Source organism: Blautia sp. An81, assembly GCF_002161285.1.
GTDB classification, from domain to species: Bacteria; Bacillota; Clostridia; order Lachnospirales; family Lachnospiraceae; genus Blautia; species Blautia ornithocaccae.
On sequence record NZ_NFHH01000004.1, the window covers coordinates 1 to 21,870 of the forward strand.

A 21,870-nucleotide genomic window follows, 5' to 3' on the forward strand; every position below is an offset into this window, starting at 1 on the left:
CAGAAGTTAGGCAAGAAAGTTATGGTTGCCCTTCGTGAGCCATCCCTGGGACCTGTATTCGGTGTAAAGGGCGGCGCTGCAGGCGGCGGATACGCACAGGTAGTTCCTATGGAAGATATTAACCTGCATTTCACCGGTGACTTCCATGCTATCGGCGCAGCAAACAACCTGCTGGCAGCTATGCTGGACAACCACATTTATCAGGGAAATGAATTAAACATCGATCCAAGAAAGATCACCTGGAGAAGATGTGTAGATATGAATGACCGTCAGCTCCGTTTCGTAGTAGACGGCTTAGGCGGCAAGACAAATGGAAAGCCAAGAGAAGACGGATATGACATCACTGTTGCATCTGAGATCATGGCTGTTCTGTGTCTGGCCAGCGACATCACAGACCTGAAGGCAAGACTGGGACGTATCATCGTAGGTTATACATATGGAAAAGCATCTGAAGAGAAACCGGTTACCGCTCATGACCTTCACGCAGAAGGCGCTATGTGCGCACTGTTAAAAGACGCTCTGAAACCAAACCTGGTACAGACTCTGGAGCATGTACCTGCCATCGTACACGGCGGACCATTTGCAAACATCGCTCATGGATGTAACTCTGTGATCGCAACAAAGATGGCTATGAAGTTAGGTGACTACGCCATCACAGAAGCAGGCTTCGGCGCTGACCTGGGAGCTGAGAAATTCCTGGATATCAAGTGCCGTATGGCAGGCCTGACACCAAATGCAGTAGTAATCGTGGCGACTGTCCGTGCTCTGAAATACAACGGCGGCGTTCCAAAGGCTGACCTGAACAATGAGAACCTGGAAGCACTGGAAAAAGGACTTCCAAACCTGCTGAAACATGTAAGCAATATCAAGAATGTATACAAACTGCCATGTGTAGTTGCCATCAACGCATTCCCAACAGATACCAAGGCAGAGCTTGACCTGGTAGAACAGAAATGTAAAGAGCTGGGCGTAAATGTAGCCCTGTCTGAAGTATGGGCAAAAGGCGGCGAAGGCGGAATCGCTCTGGCAAAAGAAGTAATCCGTCTGGTAGAGGAACCAAACGACTTTACATATTCCTATGAACTGGAAGGAAGCATTGAGGATAAGCTGAACCAGATCGTACAGAAAGTATACGGAGGCAAGGGAGTAGTCCTTACTGCCAATGCACAGAAACAGGCACAGCAGCTTGAAAAACAGGGATTTGGCAACTGCCCGATCTGTGTAGCAAAGACTCAGTACAGCTTAACTGATGACCAGACAAAACTGGGAGCGCCTACAGACTTTGAAGTAACTGTCAGAAATCTGAAGATTTCCGCAGGAGCAGGCTTTGTAGTAGCTCTTACAGGAGAGATCATGACTATGCCTGGGCTTCCGAAAGTTCCGGCAGCAGAGCGTATTGATGTAGATGAGACAGGAAAGATTTCCGGCCTGTTCTAATTCAGCCATAGGGAGATATTCTCTTTTATAAGTGGGATACTGCCGTATTAAACAAAACTTGTTTAGTGCGGCAGTCCCATTTTACAAGGACAGCTTGAAGGGAGCGAATTACATATGTTTAAAGATGAATTTAAGGCGGTTGTCAATGGAGGTGTGGGAAAGGTCAACTTTCTGAAGAACAATCCTCTGGGGTATTTTGTTGCGGCAATGGTTGCCGGCATGTTTATCTCTTTCGGAAGTTTTGTTGCCTTTACCCTTGGTGCTGTGATCAATGCAGGAGATGCTGTTTCCTGGACAAAACCAGTGCAGGCTTTTGCTTTTGCATCAGCTCTGAGCCTGGTAGTCATGGCGGGAGCAGAACTGTTTACAGGAAACAATTTCGTAATGTCTTCTGCAGCATTCAGAAAAGCGGTAAGCTGGGCAGATACCATAAAGCTGTGGGTGGTTTGCTGGATCGGAAACCTGGTGGGATCTGTGATCTGCGTAGCCATTTTCCAGATAACCGGAATTCCCAGTGGTGATACAGCGGCATATTTTGGAAGTATTGCAGCCGGCAAGGTAGGATATGCGCCTATCCCTCTGCTGGCAAGAGCCATCCTCTGTAATATCCTGGTTTGCCTTGCCGTATGGTGTGCAACCAAGATGAAAACAGAATCCGGAAAACTGATCATGATCTTCTGGTGTATTTTCGTCTTCATGGTTTGCGGATTCGAGCATAGTGTTGCTAATATGAGCATTATCGGTGTGGCTCTGGCAAATGGATATGTAAGTATCGGCCAGTACGTATATAATGTTCTGCTTGCTACAATAGGAAACATGATAGGCGCCATTGTATTTGTGGCTCTGCCTTATCATCTGATTTCTAAAGAAAAATAGAATAGAGAGGGCATATTGGAAGCTCTACTCCGCAGGCTTCCATTGCTATAGAATAGACAGTCTGAGTAAACTTGGACTGTCTTTTCTTTATGAGAAAAGTCTTCTGGCAGCGGTATTTTATGAGATGGGCGGACATATGATTAACAACGCAGTAGACCAGTGAAAGGCGGAGAATATATGCAGGATCAGAAGGTGGAGAATTTACTGAACCTGGCTTTGGACGCTACCCCGGAGGAAAGAGAAAAATCCATTCAGCTTAACGTGGGATATGATTCGGCTGCAAATACTTGGGAGCTTATTGTAAAGTATTCGGGAAATCTGAGGGAGGTCCTGGATGAAAGTGTAGAAGTGGTGGAACTTTTGAATGGATTTGCCATTCTAACAGTACCGGAAGATCAGATAGATGCCCTGACCCAGTTAGAACAGATTGAGTATGTAGAAAAGCCTAAAAATCTTTTTTTTGCTGTAAGCCAGGGAAGAAGCGCTTCCTGTATGAATGTGGTGCAGGGTGATTTTTCGCCACTGGGAATATCCCTTACTGGGAAAGGAGTGCTGGTGGCCTGTGTAGATTCAGGTATAGATTATACCCATCCGGATTTCCGGAATCCGGACGGCAGCACCAGGATCCTGCGGCTGTGGGATCAGAGTCTTCCAGGAAGGCCGCCCAGGGGGTACCGGACAGGCACAGAATTTACCGGGGAAGATATTGACCGGATACTTCAGGGAGAAACAGAGGAAGTTGTGCCAAGCCGTGATCTGAGCGGACACGGAACGGGGGTTATGGGAATTGCGGCAGGAAACGGAAGGGCTTCAAGAGGAGTGAATCGGGGAGTTGCTTATGAGAGCAGTATAATGGCAGTAAAATTAGGGAATCCCCGGCAGGGTGGTTTTCCACGGACTACAGAGCTCATTCAGGGAATTGATTATCTGATCCGCCAGTCTTTAGAATGGAATATGCCTCTGGCCCTGAATCTCAGTTTTGGAAATAATTATGGCTCTCACAGTGGAGAATCCCTTATAGAGGTTTATATAGACAGTGTTTCAGACCTGGGGAGAAATGTGATCTGTGTAGGAACAGGAAATGAGGGAGGAGAAGCTCTGCATACTTCCGGGCTTTTGCAGGAGGGGAAAAAAACCTATGTGCAGCTGAATGTAGGAGAGTATGAGACCGGAGTGAATGTGCAGCTGTGGAAGCAATACGTAGATCAGGCAGAGATTGCTCTGATACACCCAAATGGACAGAGAGTGGGACCATTTCAGGAAATACTGGGGCCTCAGAGATTCTCTATAGGAAATACAGAAATACTGATTTATTATGGAGAACCCAGCCCTTATAGCATTTCTCAGGAAATATATATAGAGTGGATTCCTAAGGACAGCTATGTGGACAGCGGTACCTGGAGGCTTTTGCTGATACCGGAAAGGATTGTGGAGGGAAACTTTGACCTGTGGCTTCCAGGCGGCGGTGTATTGAATGAAGATACCAGGTTTCCTTTTCCTACGGCAGATACTACTCTGACTATTCCTTCAACATCCAGAAAAATTGTTTCTGTGGGGGCTTATAACTCAAGGCTGCTGTCCAATATGGAGTTTTCTGGAAGGGGATATACCAGAGTAAACAGGGAAATTAAACCGGATTTGGCAGCTCCGGGAGTAGATATCCTTACTACTGTGCCGGGAGGCGGATACGGGGCAAGAACAGGTACTTCTTTTGCAGCGCCTTTTGTTACGGGGAGTGCAGCTCTGATGATGGAATGGGGGATCATCAGAGGACAGGACCCTTATCTGTATGGAGAAAAAGTAAAGGCCTATTTGAGAAGGGGAGCCAGACGGCTTCCCGGAGGAACTTATCCGAATCCAGAGACCGGCTTTGGGTTTCTGTGTCTGAGGGACAGTTTTCCGGTATAAACCTGGAAATATCCGTTGCAAAGAAAAACTGCCGGGAGTATACTAATACAGCGATTCATAAATAGCGGACATATCTTTTGAGAAAAATCATAGAGAAAGATATAGTTATTTATGATAAACAGATCATTTATTGAAGGAGAAGAAAAATGCTGAAAACACTAAAGAAGCTTGGGGGATATTACAAGCCTTATAAGGGGCTGTTTTTTTCGGATATGTTTTTTGCCATACTGGGAGCGGCCATTACGCTGGTGATCCCGCTTATTGTCCGGTATATTACCAGTAATATTGTAAACCTGCCTGTAGAGAGGGCTACCGGTATGATCGTAAAACTGGGGATTTTTATGGTCCTCCTGGTACTGGTAGAGGCGTTTTGCAATTTTTATATTGCTTATTACGGACATATTATGGGAGCCAGGATTGAGCGTGATATGCGTAATGAAATCTTCGGCCATTATCAGAAATTGTCTTTTGCTTTTTACGACAATCAGAAGGTGGGACATTTGCTTTCCAGGATCACGGCGGACTTGTTTGATATCAGTGAGCTTCTGCACCATGGACCGGAAGATCTGGTGATCTCTATTATTAAATTCCTGGGGGCTTTTATTATTCTTATGCTGGTGAACGTAAGGCTGGCTTTGGCGGCTTTTCTTTTTGTCCCCTTTTTGATCCTCTATGCGGTTGTCTTTAACAGAAAGATGAAAACTGCTTTTAAGGAGAACCGGGCCAGGATCGCAGATATCAATACACAGATCGAGGACAGCCTTTCAGGAATCCGGGTGGTGAAGTCTTTTGCTAATGAGAAGCAGGAGATGGAAAAATTCCGGAGAGGAAACGAGAGATTTGTGGACTCTAAGAAGCTGAGCTATAAATATATGGGAGGCTATAACTCCGGAATGGGAGCATTTACTACCCTGATCACCATTTCTGTGCTGCTGGCAGGGGCATTTTTTCTTACCAGAGGAGAGATGCCGGTAGAGGATCTTGTGACGGCCCTTCTTTATATCAACAATCTTACCGATCCGGTGAAGAAGCTGATCACTTTTACAGAGCAGTTTCAGAACGGGTACAGCGGTTATTCCCGCTTCCTGGAGATTATGGCGGTGGCGCCGGATATCAAGGACCGGATAGATGCCAGAGAGCTTACGGAAGTAAAGGGGGAAATTGACTTCGAAAATGTATCTTTTGCTTATGAAGGAAATAAGGAAAAGGTATTAAGTCATGTAAATCTTCAGGTAAAAGCAGGAGAATATGTGGCTCTGGTAGGCAGTTCAGGGGCTGGAAAGACCACTCTTTGCAGCCTGATCCCAAGATTTTATGATGTGACAGAAGGAAGAGTACTTCTGGATGGTGAAGACATCCGGAATCTGAAGCTTCAGAGTCTGCGCAGCCATATCGGGATCGTACAGCAAGATGTGTATCTTTTTGCGGGAACGGTTATGGAAAATATCCGTTATGGAAAACCGGAGGCTTCAGACGAAGAGGTTATCCGGGCGGCAAAAGCCGCCAATGCTCATGAATTTATCATGGAACTGGAGAATGGATATGATACAGACATTGGTCAGAGAGGGGTAAAACTTTCCGGAGGGCAGAAACAGAGGATTTCTATTGCAAGAGTCTTTCTGAAAAATCCGCCGGTCCTGATTTTTGACGAGGCTACTTCGGCTCTTGATAACGAAAGCGAGAAAATAGTCCAGAAGTCCCTGGAGGAACTGGCAAAGAACCGGACAACTTTTGTTATCGCACATCGTCTTTCCACCATACGAAAAGCTCAGCGGATCCTGGTCCTGACAGAGGAAGGCATCGCTGAGGAAGGAACCCATGAAGAGCTGATGAAAAAAGATGGAATTTACAGCAGCCTGTATAAGCTGTCTTTTGCTTAAAAATTTCTGTAAAAGCTGATGTATGGAGGGCATGTCAGCAGACGGGTATCTGTGATAAAATGCAGATTTTGCAGAAATAACTACCAAAAATGCTAATATCTTGCGAGAAGGGTTTTCTCTGGGATATACTGTTTTTAGTGTCGGATTTTGACGAAAAAGTCAGTTCTGCATAAAGAACGGGGAGAAAAGAAAAAGATATGGTATTTTCAAGTTTATTATTTGTTTTCGTATTTTTAGTATTGAACCTGGTGATATATTTTTTGGTTGACAAAAAGTATAAAAATCAGGTTCTCCTTATTTTTTCACTTATTTTTTATGCCTGGGGAGGACCTCGGTTTCTGATCCTGCTGGTGGGGGAAACCTTTATCAGCTGGTTCTGCGGTGTCCGGATCCAGGAAGGGGGGAACCAGAGGATCCGGAAAATGTATATGATCCTGGAGTGCGTTCTCCTGCTGGGACTTCTGGGGCTTTTCGGAATCGGTACATCAGGATTTGCGGGACTGGAAGTTTCTACGGTGTTTATGGGAAATCTTTTCTTCCTGATCTTTGCGGTGATAAGCGTTACATCCTTGGGAAAAAATGTCCGGCGGTTTCTTTTTGAGACGGGAAAGACCAATGAGGCAGTGTTCATGATTTTTAATGTTCTGGAATTGCTTACACCGCCGCTGCTGCTGATTTTGTCAGTCCTTTCACTGATCGGGGCCAGCTACAATCCGTTTTTATATTTCCAGTTTTAAAAAACCAGGCAAATGAGAAGATGAGGAAAGATATATGAAGAGAAAATATACAAAAAACCAGAAAAAAATCATCGTGAAGTTCAGAAATCTGAGTGTCAGGATTTTTGCTGGGCTTATGCTCTTAGGCGGAATTGTGGGCCTGCTGTTTTTCTTTCGACCAGGCACTTCCACAGTGGAAAAAAGAGAATTGACAAAATTTCCCAAGCTGACGCTGAGCTCTCTTTGGGACGGTTCCTTTTTTACAGAGGTTTCTTTGTGGTATTCGGATACTTATCCCATGAGAGATAGATTGATAGCTGCAGATCAGACCTTGAAATCTGCTTACGGGGTCACTACTTCCACCATGATGGTAGGCGGTCACCAGCAGGGTGATGAGATTCCTACAGAGACGGCCAAGGCAGATACGGCAGATGAGACAGAGAGGGAAGAAATCCTCCGGGAAGAAAATACAGGTGAAGATACAGGCGCAGAAGAAAAGAAAGAGCCGGTAAGTGCTCCGGACAGCAAAGAGATGGAGGCTGAGATCCAGAATCAGATCCAACAGGGCTTATATGTGAAAAATGGAGCTGCCTACAGTGTTTATTACTACAGCCAGAGCGCTGCGGAAACTTATGCCCAGGCCTTGAATCAGGCGGCCAGGGAGCTGGAGGGCCAGGCCGATGTATATTCTATTCTGGTGCCCAATAACTCAGGAGCTATGCTCTCAGAAGAAGAGCTGGAAAGTCTGGGAGGTTCTGATCAGACTCAGGCGATTTCCTACTATCACAGTCTTTACGAAGGAGTAAAACCGGTGAAGACGATTGAGACACTAAGAGAGCATAATGACGAGTATCTGTATTTCCGTACAGACCATCACTGGACCCAGCTGGGAGCCTACTATGTATACCAGAATTTCTGTGAGGAAAAGGGAATCCAACCCCATGAACTGTCCGATTTTGATACTATGACATTTTCTCCTTTTCTTGGGACTTTTTATACGGAGCTGAAAAACCAGGATATGGAAGAAAACCCGGATACGGTGGAAGCTTATGTGCCTATGGGAACTAATGATATGACCTATTGGGATACAGACGGCACAGAGTATCAGTGGAACATTATCGAAGACGTGAGTGCCTGGGACCAAAGCTCCGGATATTACTGTTATATCGGCGGCGACAAACCGTTGAGTATTATAGAAAATCCAGAGATCCGGGACGGTTCTTCCTGTCTGGTACTGAAAGAATCTTACGGCAACTGCTTCGTACCCTTCCTGGTGGATCACTATGAGACGGTTTATGTGGTAGACTTCCGGTATGCCAATGTAAATGTGGTAGACTATGTAAAAGAGAAGAATATTCAGGATCTGATCATTATGAACAATATTACCATTATAGGCAGTGACAAGGTAGCTTCTACTATAGCCGGGCTGCTGTAAAAAGGCTGGTTCTGGAAAGCAAATCCGTAAGATATATCTATGGATTGGTCAGAGTACAGCCAATCTCCGGCAAACTGCTGAAATTAAAATGCATACTTACACAAAAGCATATTTTTTGGTAGAATATCACAGAAAATAAAATATTGGATCAGATGAAAATGGTAGTGAGATTATAGAACTGTAATCGCAGCGAAAGTTATAATGGCCCGGCAGAGGTATCTGCCGCCGCTGCTTTTACAGAAATAGAACTCGCTGCCTTTTTTTGTTCCATAAAAAAGAGGAGGACTAAAAATGCCAAAAACAAAATTTCAGGAAGTTATTTTTACGATTTTAATGGTGATGGTAATGGTTTATGCCATGGTGGTATATAATATCGCCTTTGACAAGGGAGAAATGAGCAACCAGATCTTCCTTCTGGCCTTTCATGAGTTTCCCATCATGGTGGCCGCAGGCTTTATTCTGGAGCTGCTGGTGGTGGGAAGAATCGTTCCGGGGCTGGCTTTCCGCATTGTAACACCTGGTAAAGACAGGCCAATAGCTGTGATCCTGGTGATTTCTGCTCTCACCGTATGTTTCATGTGTCCTATTATGAGCTTTATCGCAACTGTCCTTTTCCAGGGAGTGAACAGTGACCTGATCGTCAACTGGCTGCAGATATCTGTGCGGAATTTTCCCATGGCTTTGTGCTGGCAGATCTTTTACGCAGGACCTCTGGTAAGGTGGATTTTCGGAAAGATATTCAGACAAGGACGGGAACGTGCCACAGCACCGGCAGCCTGAGCTATATACTTTTACCTTTCTATTTGCTATAATGTGCGAAAAGACAATTCTGAATTAAAGCAACGGTATCCAATATCGTCGCTGTTTATGTAAAAGGCAGTATTCCTGTGATCATCAGAATCAAACGTAATCATCGTTCCAGACGTGCCTGCCCGATGGAACCTGCGGCTATTAGAAAAATAAGTCCCCCTGGAACTGGATGATACCAAGGGAAAAAAATGCTTTCAATAGGAGAGAGTTTATCATGGATCATTTTGAATTAGTATCAGAATACAAACCTACCGGTGACTAGCCCCAGGCCATTGAGCAGCTGGTCAAAGGCTTTAAGGAAGGCAACCAGTGTGAAACCCTTTTGGGCGTCACTGGTTCCGGAAAAACCTTCACGATGGCAAACGTCATCCAGCAATTAAATAAGCCGACCTTCATCATTGCCCACAATAAAACCCTGGCAGCACAGCTCTACAGTGAGTTTAAGGAGTTCTTCCCTGAGAACGCGGTAGAGTATTTTGTCTCTTAGTGTGCCGGGGTCGTGAAATGGGGGATATCTGGAGCTTTTTCGTGATGTTTCGTCCAGATTTTGTGGACAGAATGATACCAAACGGACTGGATGATACCAGGCGGACAAGATTATTTTGTGACTTTTGGCAGGAAAAATTCGTAATGGTAAAAAGTTATTGGGTTTAAAGGCGAAGAATATGAAAAAGAAATCCCTATATTACGCTCCTCGGTAACAAAGTATTTGACAGTTATTACTGCTACAGGAGAAAGTGATGTTAAGTATACATCGAATAAAACGGTGTATAGAAAAATAACCTTCGGCCTTTTATACTAGAAGATCAACGGTTATTGACAGAATCCTTTTACCAAGGAATCCGTTTTTGGCGTAAACCCTAAAAACTTTAATCCTAAGTTTATAGGAAAACCCTAAAGATTTCGCTATACGTTCTTATTTGATGTTTACGAAATAAAGAGTGGAGAGGTAGCGAAAGCTAAAGCTACCTCTTTTACATAAGATAGTAAAAGAGGATTATTTTCGTGAATAAATAAAAAAAAATTGTTAAAAATATTTGAAGCCAATTGCTTTTCATGCAACTTCAATGTATAATTAGATTGCAAAAATAGCGGAAAAACATTGACTATTATTGATTAGAAATGTATAATAGTTAGACTGTGCACATAATAGTTGATCAATAGTAGATGTAATGAGGAGGTAGATTATGGCTAACACAGGAAGGAAGATTGGCGTTAATATTTTTACGTTAATGCAGAACGCTGGAATTAGTCGAGAAGATTTGGCTGAAAAGTTGAACTATTCATATAGAGATATGTGTAGAATTCTCGAAGGCAAGCTGATGCTACCACCTGCAGAAGTGAGAAAGATTGCAGAATTTTTTGGTAAAACAAAGCAAGAATTAGTTCACTATGAAGCTGATAGATTTGTTCCAGAATTGCAATATATGAAAGAATTTAGCGATACAAACAATTTAGACAAAATTTTAGACTTGTTGGATGAATATGTAGATTTAAAGGAAGCTATGTAATATGAGGCTGTACGGTTTTCGTGCAGCCTTTTCTTCTAGAGGTGGTATTATGGATTGGAAAGAAATTGACAAAGTTATTCGGAAAATTGTTTCTGATATAAAAGACAAATGCATTATTAAGAATGTAGCTATTAGGGATAATATTTTTGGCATATTAGAAGATAATTGCACAGTAATCTACTATCCATTAGAGAATGAGAAAAATCGTGGCTTTCATATTAAGAGAATAGTAAAAAATGAATTAGAAGATTTTGTGTATATAAATACTGCAAAACCGATTGCAGAACAGATTTTTGCTGCTGCACATGAATTTGGACATATTTTTGAAGTATCTGATAAAGTTTGGAAGATGATGGAATATTCTGGATTTCCGACAGAAGAAGATGAAGAAAATATTACAAACAGATTCGCTGCAGAACTTCTCATGCCTGCCGAGGTATTCAAGCAATCTTTTTTGGAAAGCATGAAGGAATTGGGAATAAAAAGCGGAAAGGTGAAAGTAGATGATTTGGTTCGTGTAATGGTAATGCAGATGAATGCGTTTATGGTTCCATATGAAGCGGTCAGAAGAAGATTAGTAGAAGTAGGACTCATGCAACAGAGTGCAGCGGATTTTTTGGAATCTAAGGAAGAAGAAATATTACATTTAGTGGAACTGCTGACTCAGTATCAAAATTCCTATCTGGAAAAGGGAACAGGAAGAAAGACCATTTCTGGAATTAGAGAATTAATAGAAGAGGCTGAAACACGAGAAAATATAGATGATTTTTTAGTAAAAAGAATCAAAAGAGATTTAGAAATCGTGGATATGCCTGAAACAGATGAATTGGAGATTAATATAGGGGATAAGGACAATGAGTAAAAAAGAAGCAATAGTTGATACATGCTTTTTTAACAAGTTGTCTAATAATGGAAAAAACATTGAAGCTTTTAAAAAGGTATTAGTGGATTTAGAATACAAACCAGTCGTTCACCCATATATTGCAGAGAAAGAATTAGATGTATTCCCTCAGTTTAATAAATTGATAGAGGAAGGATTTATTCGGAAAGCGGAGTACAGCGAATTCATAGAAGATGAGGACGATGCTGAGCTGTATGAACAATATTTTCCAGAACTGTATGAGGAAATGAGGGAATATCTTGAAATAAAAGGGTCAAAAAAGCGAATTGAAAAGCTGGCAATACCAAAGGGTCAAACGATATACACATATCGTCGAGCTGGTATGAGTTTGGGAGACGTTCACATGATATTGATGGCCTTTTTTATGAGATTACCGATCATTCTTTCAGAGGATGGAGATATTGAATTTCTTCGTTCTGTTGCGAAAAGAAAAATATCGAGTAATTCCTACAATTTGGATATATATAATGTTGTGGACTTGATTATGATGATTGCACAAAAGGAAGATACTACATTTTCTAAAAAGGAATTGGAAAAAGTGGTTTTGGAGGTTAAGGAGAGGGCAAGATTATCCGAAGTCAAGCAAGCATGGAACGAGACCCATTCAAATGCATAATGACATATGAACAATAGGAATAAAATTGAATAGCAGTACATAGTAGTCATATCACATATGTTAGGGTATTCAAAAGAGATTATATCAGCAGACGTCTATGGGGATACTGCTGAAATTATTGAAGATTGCTTATATGCTATTGAACCATTTATGGAAGAAGTTCTTCCGGAAAGCCGGGAAGAGAAATACTATGATTACTCCGATCTAAAGGAAATAGACGAGGCAGCCGAGGAATATTTAATGGCAGCATGACAACAATATAAAGAAGAAACCATAAAAAAATACAGATGTACACCCGAACATTTGTACTTTTTTTGCTTTTCGACCTATATACTTTTATCATTATCTTTGCTATAATGTCCGAAAGGGCAGAGACAGGCATATACAAAACTGACTGCCATGCTCGTTAATGCTATCTTGTGTTATTTAGTCCTCAAAAAAGTGTTTTCCTAAAGGATACTGCGTAATGTGACTTTTGCCTTTCTGGATTCGTAATGGAGTCCTATAAGGCTATTATTTTGACATTTTCGTTACGAATGAATTTTTTGAGGGTGGCTGATATTGAACGTATCAAAAGTCACAAAGGAGAGATTTTGCTATGGATAAATTCGTTTTAAAGGCCCCGTATCAGCCTACCGGCGACCAGCCGCAGGCAATCGAGGCGCTTGTAAAAGGGTTCCGGGAAGGCAATCAATGCCAGACTTTACTAGGGGTTACGGGTTCTGGAAAGACGTTTACGATGGCCAACGTGATCGAGCAGTTGCAGAAACCCACACTGGTCATTGCCCATAATAAAACACTGGCCGCTCAGTTGTACGGAGAATTTAAGGAGATGTTCCCTGATAACGCAGTGGAGTATTTTGTCTCCTATTATGACTACTACCAGCCGGAAGCCTATGTCCCTTCCTCAGACACTTACATTGCCAAGGACTCTGCAGTAAATGATGAGATTGACAAGCTCCGTCTTTCAGCTACTGCGGCTTTAAGTGAGAGGAAAGATGTGATCATTGTTTCCAGCGTTTCCTGTATATATGGTATCGGAAGCCCTGATGATTACCAGAATATGATCATTTCTCTCCGCCCTGGCATGGAGAAGGACCGGGATGAGGTAATCCGGGAGCTGATCGACATCCAGTATGACAGAAATGAGATGGATTTCCACAGGGGAACCTTCCGGGTACGGGGAGATGTGGTGGAGATATTCCCGGCGGATTACAGCGATACAGCAGTGAGAGTAGAGTTCTTCGGAGATGAGATTGACCGTATCACAGAGATTGATGTGCTGACAGGGGAGATAAAAAGGTCTTTAAATCATATTGGAATTTTCCCAGCCTCTCATTACGTTGTGCCTATGGAAAAAATCCTGAAGGCAGCAGATGCTATTGAGGAAGAACTGAAGGAAAGAGTAGAGTATTTCAAAAGTGAGGACAAGCTGCTGGAAGCTCAGAGGATTGCAGAGCGGACAAACTTCGATATAGAAATGCTGAAGGAAACAGGCTTCTGTTCTGGAGTGGAGAATTATTCCAGGCATCTGGCAGGGCTAGAGCCGGGGCAGCCGCCATATACGCTGATCGATTATTTTGGTGACGACTTCCTTATTATTATAGATGAGTCTCATAAAACCGTTCCTCAGATCCGGGGTATGTTTGCAGGAGACCAGTCCAGAAAGCAGACTCTGGTGGATTATGGATTCCGACTGCCTTCAGCAAAAGATAACCGGCCTTTAAACTTTGAGGAATTTGAAAGCAAGATTGACCAGATTCTTTTTGTATCTGCCACTCCGGGAGAATATGAGGAAGAGCATGAGCTTCTTCGGGCAGAGCAGATCATTCGTCCTACAGGACTTCTGGACCCTATGGTTGAGGTGCGGCCAGTAGAGGGGCAGATTGATGACCTGGTAGGAGAGGTAAATAAAGAAGTAGAGAAAGGAAACAAAATCCTGATCACTACTTTGACTAAGCGAATGGCTGAGGATCTTACAGACTATATGAAAGATCTGGGAATCCGGGTGAAATATCTCCACTCGGATATTGATACCCTGGAGAGAACCCAGATTATTCGGGATATGCGCCTGAATGTATTTGACGTGCTGGTAGGAATCAATCTGCTGAGGGAAGGTCTGGATATTCCGGAAATTACTTTGGTGGCAATCCTGGACGCAGATAAAGAGGGATTTTTAAGATCTGAAACTTCTCTGATACAGACTATCGGACGTGCGGCCAGAAATGCCGAAGGCCGGGTTATCATGTATGCAGATGTGATGACAGACTCTATGCGGATTGCTATTGATGAGACTATGCGCCGCAGGAGTCTGCAGCAAAGGTATAATGAAGAACATGGCATTACGCCTACCACAATTAAGAAAGCAGTCCGGGATCTGATCAGTATTTCGAAGGCCGTAGCTGAGACGGAAGATAAGATGATGAAAGATCCAGAGTCCATGAGCAGGAAGGAGCTGGAGAAGCTGGTTAAGGATGTAGAAAAGCAGATGAGAGCTGCTGCTGCAGACCTGAATTTCGAGATGGCAGCGGAACTCAGGGACAAGATGATAGAGCTAAAGAAAAATTTAGAAGAAATCACTTGACAAATATTTTCAGTGGTGCTATCTTAAGAACATAGATGTTAGCACTCCACCACAACGAGTGCTAACAACTACAAAAGAAAGGAGCGAAAGATGGAATGGAAAACGAATTAGATGAAAGAAAACGAAAAATTCTGAAAGCCATTATCCAGACCTATTTGGAAACCGGTGAGCCGGTAGGTTCCAGAACAATTTCCAAGTATACGGACTTGAATCTTAGCTCCGCAACCATCCGCAATGAAATGTCTGACTTAGAGGAGCTGGGATATATTATCCAGCCTTATACATCGGCAGGGCGGATTCCTTCGGATTTGGGCTATCGTCTCTATGTAGATGAGCTTATGAAAGAGAAGGACAAAGAAGTAGCAGAGATTAAAGATCTGATGATAGAAAAGACAGACAAAATGGAAAAGGTGTTAAAGCAGGTAGTAAAAATCCTGGCTTCCAATACCAACTATGCAACTATGATCACGGGTCCAACTTATCATCGGAACAAATTAAAATTCATCCAGCTGTCCAGAGTAACAGAAACACAGCTTTTGGCAGTGGTGGTGGTAGAAGGAAATCTTGTGAAGAACCACATTATTGAACTTCGGGAACCAATGGATGAAGAAACAGTGCTGAAATTAAATCTTCTTCTGAATACACAGCTCAATGGACTTTCCATTGAAGAGATCAATCTGGCAATGATTTCCCGTATGAAGGAACAGGCGGGAATCCACAGCGAGGTGATCAGCAGCGTGATCGATGCAGTAGCTCAGGCTATTGCGGTAGATGATGAAGAGATGGAGATTTATACCAGCGGTGCAACAAACATTTTCAAGTATCCGGAGCTTGCAGATTCTTCCAAGGCCAGCGAATTGATTTCCGCCTTTGAAGAGAAAGAAGCTTTGGCAGAGTTCGTAAAGGATACGATGGATAACGAAAAGGATAGTGAGAACACCGGTATTCAGGTTTATATCGGAAATGAGAGTCCGGTGAAGACCATGAAGGACTGCAGCGTAGTGACAGCCACCTATGATCTGGGCGGCGGCATGCAGGGAACTATCGGAATCATAGGTCCCAAGCGGATGGATTATGAAAATGTAATGGATAATTTGAAAACCTTAAAAAATCAATTGGACAATATATTTAAGAAAACGTAGAAAGGTGGTAAGAATTCGTGGCAGAAGAAAAGAAAGAATTCAATTCCATGGAAGATGAAAACGTTTCTCCGGACCAAACAGAGGATATCCTGAAAGAGGATGACGAAAAAGCAGCAGAGAAAATGGAAGAAGCGGAAAATCAGGATCAGGCTGAAGAGACGGAAAGCCCGGAAGATACAGAGGCTTCTTCTGAAGACAGCAAGAAGGAACCGGAAAAAAAGGGATTCTTCGGAAAAAAGAAAAAAGACAAAAAAGATGAAAAAATAGAAGAGCTTACCGATATGGTTAAGCGGCAGATGGCGGAATTTGACAACTTCAGAAAACGTACAGAGAAGGAAAAAGCTTCCATGTATGAAATCGGAGCCAGAGAAGTGATTGAAAAGATCCTTCCTGTTGTGGATAACTTTGAAAGAGGTCTGGCTGCGGTTCCGGAAGAAGAAAAGGAAAGTCCTTTTGTAGATGGAATGAACAAGATTTACCGCCAGCTCCTTTCCTCATTTGAAGGGATGGGGGTTAAGGCCATTGAATCTGTAGGCCAGGAATTCAATCCGGATTATCATAATGCTGTGATGCATGTGGAAGATGAAGAAGCCGGAGAGAATGTAGTGGTGGAAGAGTTCCAGAAAGGTTATACCTACAAGGACACAGTGATCCGTCACAGCATGGTGAAGGTTGCCAATTAAGACAGGAGCCGGAACCATAACCAATTTTATATCCAGGAGAGATCCTGAAGGATTTTATCTTATAAACAGCCAATAATAACTAACAATAGAAATGATTCAAGGAGGAGTTATCATGAGCAAGATCATAGGTATTGACTTAGGTACTACAAACAGCTGTGTAGCCGTTATGGAAGGCGGACAGCCAACAGTTATTCCAAATGCAGAAGGCGCAAGAACAACACCTTCCGTTGTAGCTTTTACAAAATCAGGAGAGAGACTTGTAGGTGAGCCTGCAAAACGTCAGGCTGTTACTAACGCTGACAAGACTATTTCCTCTATCAAGAGACATATGGGTACAGACTACAGAGTTGCCATTGATGAGAAAAAATACTCTCCTCAGGAAATTTCCGCAATGATCCTTCAGAAAATGAAGGCAGATGCTGAGAACTATCTGGGCGAGAAAGTTACAGAGGCTGTTATCACAGTTCCGGCTTATTTCAACGATGCACAGCGTCAGGCTACCAAGGATGCAGGTAAGATTGCAGGCCTGGAGGTAAAACGTATCATCAACGAGCCTACTGCAGCAGCTCTGGCTTATGGACTGGACAATGAGAAAGAGCAGAAGATCATGGTATACGACTTAGGCGGCGGTACCTTTGATGTTTCCATCATTGAAATTGGCGACGGCGTTATCGAAGTTCTGTCTACAGCAGGTAATAACCATCTGGGCGGCGATGATTTCGACCAGAAGGTTGCTGACTATATGATTTCTGAATTCAAGAAGAAAGAAGGGGTTGACCTTTCTACAGATAAGATGGCTATGCAGCGTATCAAAGAAGCAGCAGAAAAAGCAAAGAAAGAGCTGTCTTCCGCTACAACAACTAACATCAACCTGCCATTTATCAGCATGAATGCCAACGGACCTCTTCACTTTGATATGGATCTGACAAGAGCAAAATTCGATGAGCTGACACACGACTTGGTAGAGAAGACTGCAGAACCTGTAAAACGTGCTCTTTCTGATGCTGGACTAAGTGCTTCTGAACTGGGCCAGGTACTGTTAGTTGGCGGTTCTACCCGTGTTCCCGCTGTACAGGATAAAGTAAAACAGCTGACAGGAAAAGAGCCAAGCAAGACTCTGAACCCAGATGAATGTGTTGCTCTGGGTGCTGCTGTACAGGGTGGAAAGCTGGCAGGAGACGCAGGTGCAGGAGATATCCTTCTGCTGGATGTTACTCCGCTGTCACTGTCAATCGAGACCATGGGAGGTATCGCTACAAGACTGATCGAGAGAAATACAACAATTCCTACCAAGAAGAGCCAGATCTTCTCCACAGCAGCAGACAATCAGACTGCTGTAGATATCAACGTAGTACAGGGTGAGAGACAGTTTGCAAGAGATAACAAATCCCTTGGACAGTTCCGTCTGGATGGAATTCCGCCAGCAAGAAGAGGCGTTCCTCAGATCGAAGTTACCTTTGATATCGATGCAAACGGTATTGTTAATGTTTCTGCAAAGGATCTGGGAACAGGAAAAGAACAGCACATTACCATTACTGCAGGTTCTAACATGTCTGATGATGAGATCGATAAGGCTGTAAGAGAGGCTGCTGAATACGAAGCTCAGGATAAGAAACGTAAAGAAGCTGTAGATACAAAGAATGATGCAGACGCTATGGTATTCCAGACAGAGAAAGCCATGGAAGAAGCTGGGGATAAGATTGATGCAAACGACAAGACTGCCGTAGAAGCAGATCTGAATGCACTGAAAGAAACTCTGGCAAAATGTTCCAATACAGATGAGATCACAGATGCTCAGGTAGAAGAACTGAAAGCTGGAAAAGAGAAACTGATGCAGAGCGCTCAGAAACTTTTCGCAAAAATGTATGAGCAGGCGCAGAGTGCACAGCAGGCAGGACCAAATCCAGGAGCAGGAACAGGTTCTCAGGACAGCGGAAATGAAGCATACGGCGATGATGTGGTAGACGGAGACTACAGAGAAGTTTAATCCGGGACATAAAAAGCAATAGAAAAGCATGGGGTGTTTTCGGGCATCCCATGCTTGTGTGTAGAAAGGGAAAAGACCAATGGCAGATAAAAGAGATTACTATGAAGTCCTGGGCGTGGACCGGGGAGCAGACGAGTCTGCAATAAAAAGTGCCTACCGGAAGCTTGCCAAGAAGTATCATCCGGATGTGAATCCGGGAGATAAAGAGGCAGAGAAAAAATTTAAAGAGGCTACAGAGGCATACAGTGTATTAAGCGACCCCCAGAAAAGACGACAGTATGACCAGTTCGGCCATGCGGCCTTTGAACAGGGAGGCGGCGGAGCCGGAGGATTTGACGGATTTGGCGGCTTCGGAGGTTTCAGCGGCGGAGATATGGGCGACATTTTCGGCGATATTTTCGGGGATCTTTTCGGCGGCGGAAGACGGAGACCTAATAATGGCCCTATGAAAGGTGCCAATGTACATGCTTCTGTAAGGATTACTTTTGAGGAAGCCGTATTCGGCTGTGAAAAAGAGCTGGACCTTACTTTGAAGGATACCTGTGAAACCTGTCATGGTACAGGGGCAAAGCCGGGAACTTCACCAGAGACCTGTTCTAAATGTCACGGAACCGGCCAGGTGGTATATACACAGCAGTCCATGTTTGGAACCATTCAGAATGTTCAGACCTGTCCGGACTGTCATGGAACCGGAAAAGTGATAAAAGATAAGTGTCCGGACTGCCGTGGAACCGGATTTATTTCCAACCGCAAGAAGATCAAGGTGACTATACCGGCAGGTATCGACAACGGACAGAGCATCCGTATCCGGGAGAAAGGCGAGCCGGGAACCAACGGCGGACCAAGAGGGGATCTGATGGTGGAAGTAGTGGTTGCCCGCCATCCGATTTTCCAGAGACAGGATATGAACATATTCTCTACAGCGCCCATTACCTTTGCTCAGGCAGCTCTGGGAGGAGAAGTGCGGATCAGCACTGTAGACGGCGATGTAATGTATGACATAAAACCGGGGACTCAGACCGATACAAAAGTGCGGCTGAAAGGAAAAGGAGTGCCTTCTCTGAGAAATAAAAATGTAAGAGGAGATCACTATGTGACCCTGGTAGTACAAGTGCCTGCCAAATTGAACGAGGAAGCTAAGGAAGCTCTGCGTAAATTTGATGCGGCTTGCGGTAACAGGCCGTCAGGCGGTGAAAAAAAGAAAAAATTCGGTGAGAAGCTGAAAGATATGTTTGAAAATTAATCTCCAATGACAGGAAGAACACGCTGCATAGATTTCTTTTTGAGATAGATGCAGCGTTCTTTTTTTTGAAGAGAAGCCCTGTTGCAATTTGAAATTTTTTCTTCTATAATAACATGAGGCCAGAGGCGAACTCTGTGGGCTCATTTGAGCATAAATACAAAGAAAGATAAATCAGAAAAAGGAAGAACGGGGAAAATGAGCGGTTTAGTAGTGCTGAAGCAGATGATCATGATTTTTATTCTGATCCTTACAGGCTTTATACTTTATAAAAAGAAAATGATATCTGACAGTGCTTCTAAAGATCTGTCGGCTTTAGTAGTCAATGTCTGCTCGCCAGGACTGGTAATCGTAAGTATGTTCAATGACCTTTCTCAGATTCCCAGAGAAAATGTGATTTTTGTAGGAATTCTTGCAGTTATTTTTTACCTCTTTCTTATTTTCTTCGGATATTTTCTTGTATGGGTGCTGAAAGTGCCGAACCATCTGAAAAATGCCTATGTGCTGATGACTGTTTTCGGAAATACAGGATTTATAGGAATACCTGTTGCCCTGGCAATTATCGGCCCGGAATCTATGGTATATGTGATCGTTTTCAATTTCCTTTTTAATTTTACTATTTTTACTTTTGGAATCATGCTGCTGAAAAACGGCGCAGAGGAAAAAAAACGGTCCTGGAAGGACTATCTAAGTCCGGGGCTTATTGCCTGTATGGCGGCATTTTTCATATACTGGTTTCAACTGGAATTACCGGAAGAAATTGAGACTCTTGCAGGATATTACGGCAATGCATGTACGCTTTTGTCTATGATCGTGATAGGAATCTCTCTGGCGGGAATGAAGCTCAAAGAAATGATAAAGAACAAAAGACTGCTTATATTTACAGCAATCCGGTTCATCGCATTTCCCATGATACTGGCTCTTATCCTGAAGCCGGTACTGACAGATTTTCTCATACGGGCTACGGTTGTGCTTATGGCGGCTCTTCCTGTAGGAAATTTTCCTGCAATGCTCTGCGAACAATATGGAAAGGACTCCAAACCTATTGCAGAGGGAATTGTGGTAACAACAGTTTTGTCGGTTTTTACGATTACACTGACTTTTATGCTGGTATAAAGTTAACATACAGTGGATATTTAAAAGAAAGGAATTCAATATGAAGTGGAAAAAATTCAGAATTAAAACGAAAACAGAAGCTGAAGATATTATTATCAGCAGCCTTTATGACATCGGCCTGGAGGGAGCTCAGATAGAGGATAATGTGCCTCTTACTGCACTGGAAAAGGAGCAGATGTTTGTAGATATCCTTCCCCAGATAGGTGAGGATGACGGCACGGCATATCTTAGCTTTTTTGTAGAAGAGACAGAAGAGGGAGAGCTTCTGGTAAACGGCGAGAAGACTACAGAAGAACAGGTGCTGGATATGGTGAATCAGGAGCTGGAAAGTCTGAAAGAGTTTTTGGATATAGGAGAGGGAACCATTGTTGTAGATGAGACAGAAGATATTGACTGGATCAATAACTGGAAGCAGTATTTCAAGCAGTTCTATGTGGATGATATCCTGATCATTCCTTCCTGGGAAGAGGTTAAGGAAGAGGATAAGGATCGGATGATCATTCATATTGATCCGGGAACTGCTTTTGGAACAGGTATGCACGAGACCACCCAGCTTTGCATCCGGCAGCTGAAGAAATATGTGACAAAAGACACGGTTCTTCTGGATGTAGGGACCGGCAGCGGAATTCTTTCCATTGTGGCTTTAAAGCTAGGCGCGTCTCATGCAGTAGGGACAGATCTGGATCCCTGTGCAGTGCCGGCAGTAGAAGAAAATAAAGAGGCCAATCAGATCCCAGATGGGGATTTTGAGATGATGATCGGCAATATTATCGATGACAGAGAAATACAGGATGCAGCAGGCTATGAGAAATATGATATCGTGACAGCCAATATCCTGGCAGACGTGCTGGTTCCTCTGACTCCGGTTATCGTACAGCACATGAAAAAAGGCGGAATCTATATTACTTCCGGTATTCTGGATGTAAAGGAATCTGTAGTGGTGGAAGCTGTGAAAAAAGCCGGACTGGAAGTGCTGGAGGTTACCCATCAGGGAGAGTGGGTATCTGTGACAGCCAGAAAGAATTAAG

The 21,870-nt window shown here is 43.4% G+C and carries 18 protein-coding genes and 1 pseudogene; all 19 read left to right on the forward strand.

Features of this window, described 5'->3' with window-relative positions; all coding sequences use genetic code 11:
- The coding region (locus B5G33_RS04925) for a formate--tetrahydrofolate ligase (protein ID WP_087416919.1) at window positions 1-1,437 on the forward strand (1,437 nt) is incomplete at its 5' end.
- A 114-nt stretch (window positions 1,438-1,551) separates the two neighbouring features.
- Window positions 1,552-2,313, forward strand: coding sequence for a formate/nitrite transporter family protein (locus tag B5G33_RS04930; protein WP_087269872.1), 762 nt, complete (start codon window positions 1,552-1,554; stop codon window positions 2,311-2,313).
- Window positions 2,314-2,490: 177 nt separating this feature from the next.
- Complete coding sequence (locus tag B5G33_RS04935) at window positions 2,491-4,221, forward strand: S8 family peptidase (protein ID WP_087269875.1); 1,731 nt, start codon at window positions 2,491-2,493, stop codon at window positions 4,219-4,221.
- A gap of 146 nt (window positions 4,222-4,367) precedes the next feature.
- Complete coding sequence (locus tag B5G33_RS04940; RefSeq protein ID WP_087269878.1) at window positions 4,368-6,101, forward strand: ABC transporter ATP-binding protein; 1,734 nt, start codon at window positions 4,368-4,370, stop codon at window positions 6,099-6,101.
- Between the two features lie 260 nt (window positions 6,102-6,361).
- On the forward strand, window positions 6,362-6,838 hold the full coding sequence (locus B5G33_RS04945) for a hypothetical protein (RefSeq protein WP_140403116.1): 477 nt from the start codon (window positions 6,362-6,364) through the stop codon (window positions 6,836-6,838).
- 34 nt (window positions 6,839-6,872) lie between these two features.
- Window positions 6,873-8,252: a DHHW family protein gene (locus tag B5G33_RS04950; protein ID WP_087416920.1), complete on the forward strand. Its 1,380-nt coding sequence runs from the start codon at window positions 6,873-6,875 to the stop codon at window positions 8,250-8,252.
- A gap of 291 nt (window positions 8,253-8,543) precedes the next feature.
- Entirely contained in the window at window positions 8,544-9,032 is a 489-nt protein-coding gene (locus B5G33_RS04955; protein ID WP_087416921.1) for a DUF2798 domain-containing protein, read from the forward strand.
- Between the two features lie 301 nt (window positions 9,033-9,333).
- Window positions 9,334-9,546 (forward strand): annotated as a pseudogene (locus tag B5G33_RS04960) (DEAD/DEAH box helicase family protein); the annotation flags it as partial.
- A gap of 703 nt (window positions 9,547-10,249) precedes the next feature.
- Window positions 10,250-10,573 (forward strand): helix-turn-helix domain-containing protein, encoded by a 324-nt coding sequence (locus B5G33_RS04965; protein ID WP_072525204.1) that lies wholly within the window; start codon window positions 10,250-10,252, stop codon window positions 10,571-10,573.
- Between the two features lie 49 nt (window positions 10,574-10,622).
- The gene (locus tag B5G33_RS04970; protein ID WP_158229579.1) at window positions 10,623-11,435 is read left to right on the forward strand and encodes an ImmA/IrrE family metallo-endopeptidase; all 813 of its coding nucleotides are present in this window, start codon (window positions 10,623-10,625) and stop codon (window positions 11,433-11,435) included.
- Window positions 11,428-12,090, forward strand: coding sequence for a hypothetical protein (locus B5G33_RS04975; protein ID WP_087269896.1), 663 nt, complete (start codon window positions 11,428-11,430; stop codon window positions 12,088-12,090). Before B5G33_RS04970 ends, B5G33_RS04975 begins: the two co-directional genes overlap by 8 nt.
- A 57-nt stretch (window positions 12,091-12,147) precedes the next feature.
- Window positions 12,148-12,342: a hypothetical protein gene (locus B5G33_RS04980; protein ID WP_087416923.1), complete on the forward strand. Its 195-nt coding sequence runs from the start codon at window positions 12,148-12,150 to the stop codon at window positions 12,340-12,342.
- A 346-nt stretch (window positions 12,343-12,688) separates the two neighbouring features.
- Complete coding sequence (gene uvrB, locus B5G33_RS04985) at window positions 12,689-14,674, forward strand: excinuclease ABC subunit UvrB (RefSeq protein ID WP_087416924.1); 1,986 nt, start codon at window positions 12,689-12,691, stop codon at window positions 14,672-14,674.
- A gap of 95 nt (window positions 14,675-14,769) precedes the next feature.
- Window positions 14,770-15,816, forward strand: a complete 1,047-nt coding sequence (gene hrcA, locus B5G33_RS04990; protein WP_087269905.1) for a heat-inducible transcriptional repressor HrcA — start codon at window positions 14,770-14,772, stop codon at window positions 15,814-15,816.
- 47 nt (window positions 15,817-15,863) lie between these two features.
- On the forward strand, window positions 15,864-16,499 hold the full coding sequence (gene grpE / locus B5G33_RS04995) for a nucleotide exchange factor GrpE (RefSeq protein WP_191386568.1): 636 nt from the start codon (window positions 15,864-15,866) through the stop codon (window positions 16,497-16,499).
- Between the two features lie 112 nt (window positions 16,500-16,611).
- Window positions 16,612-18,486 (forward strand): molecular chaperone DnaK, encoded by a 1,875-nt coding sequence (gene dnaK, locus B5G33_RS05000; protein WP_087269911.1) that lies wholly within the window; start codon window positions 16,612-16,614, stop codon window positions 18,484-18,486.
- 79 nt (window positions 18,487-18,565) lie between these two features.
- A complete protein-coding gene (gene dnaJ, locus B5G33_RS05005) occupies window positions 18,566-19,729 on the forward strand; it encodes a molecular chaperone DnaJ (RefSeq protein ID WP_087416926.1) in 1,164 nt (387 codons plus the stop codon).
- Between the two features lie 195 nt (window positions 19,730-19,924).
- Window positions 19,925-20,842, forward strand: a complete 918-nt coding sequence (locus B5G33_RS05010) for an AEC family transporter (protein WP_087269917.1) — start codon at window positions 19,925-19,927, stop codon at window positions 20,840-20,842.
- Between the two features lie 40 nt (window positions 20,843-20,882).
- A complete protein-coding gene (gene prmA / locus B5G33_RS05015; protein ID WP_087269920.1) occupies window positions 20,883-21,869 on the forward strand; it encodes a 50S ribosomal protein L11 methyltransferase in 987 nt (328 codons plus the stop codon).
- Window position 21,870: the final 1 nt, after the last annotated feature.